Source organism: Shewanella sp. SG41-4 (genome assembly GCF_014164505.1).
In the GTDB taxonomy this organism is placed as follows: Bacteria; Pseudomonadota; Gammaproteobacteria; order Enterobacterales; family Shewanellaceae; genus Shewanella.
On record NZ_JACJFI010000585.1, the window covers coordinates 1 to 1440 of the forward strand.

The following is a 1440-nucleotide window of genomic DNA, read 5'->3' on the forward strand; positions in this document are numbered from 1 at the left end:
TTATGGAGAAACACTATGATTAATTACCACCCTGACCAGCATCTGCTGTCTCTCCATGCTAAAGGCGAACTACCGCTATCGATGTCGATTGCTATCTCCGCCCATGCTGAATATTGTCCACATTGCCAACAGCAACTCAGCCAGATCACAACTGCGTTATCTGAGCAGCAATTTGAATCAGTCACAACGCATCAATCGATAGACTCTAATGCTAATCATCAATTAGACGCGTTACTTGATAATTTATTGAATTCCACCTTAGATACATTAGAGATTGAGCAGGCGAGTACCGTTGATCTGATTGAAGACAATAGCGTGAGTATTAAAGGTCAACATTATCCACTTCCGAGGGTATTTCGTAAGCAAATTAATGCCTCTTGGCAAGGTATTGGTAAAGTAAGTCGATTGAGACTCGATACTGGAGAGCCACAAGCAAGAGCAAGCTTGTTGCATATCGATGCCAATGGTGAAATTCCTGAACATACACATAAAGGCACAGAATTGACATTATTGCTCGCGGGTGAATTCAGCGACTGCTACAACACTTACAAGCCTGGTGATTTTATGTTGCTTGATAAAGAACATCAACATTCGCCAAAAACACTTGAAGGTTGTTTATGCTATACCATTGTTGATGCACCTTTATACTTCACTAAAGGGTTCAGCAAACTATTAAACCCAATTGGCGATTTACTGTATTAATCATTAAGTAAGTCACTTAGATAAGGGATGATGAGCGTATTCTCACCATCCCTTTAACATTTCCCACACCAGAGCAACGTGAGATACGTCGATAATTAGTCACTAATTGCGCTATTTTAATCGAAAACTGCATTAATTTGATTAAAATTTGAAAAAGACTATTGCCATATGGAAACACTCAGTATATTATCAACACAGATTTAGTTTTCTTGTTAATTTTGGTTACCTACCTGTAAGTCTGCTCAACTTCACTTCGTAAATAAACCCAAGACAAGCTTCTGTACATCGTTTTGATTTCAATTGATTTTTGTCGATATGATAATGTAAATTATATTCGCGCAATCTTATTGTCATAAAACTATGTTCTACTTACAAAGTTAAGTGCTAAATATGTATTAAGTTTTTATGGCTATATGTCATGTCCCAACATCGATGTTGCAGACATAAATAGACCTTTATCAACTATTTACATATCAATACTTGATTAGTGAGTAAAAGATAGGTTAAGTTAAATCTCGAAACATTAATCTTTTGCAACACTAAAAAATGCCAAGGATATTTTATTGAACAATTTTCTCACCTAATGGTGAATATTTAAGAAGGAATGTGACCTATGTCATACAACATGAATGGACACGATATTTCAGTTAGCTTTCCAGTTATCTCTATTTCGTCAAACAAGAATTCAATTGCTTTTACCGACAGCCTAGGTAAAAACAAAAAAACCTTTTCAAAACG

The 1440-nt window shown here is 35.9% G+C and carries 1 protein-coding gene; it reads left to right on the plus strand.

Features of this window, described 5'->3' with window-relative positions:
- The first annotated feature begins 15 nt into the window (after positions 1-15).
- A complete protein-coding gene (locus tag H5202_RS22420) occupies positions 16-702 on the plus strand; it encodes a ChrR family anti-sigma-E factor (protein ID WP_182773973.1) in 687 nt (228 codons plus the stop codon).
- The last annotated feature ends 738 nt before the right edge of the window (positions 703-1440 follow it).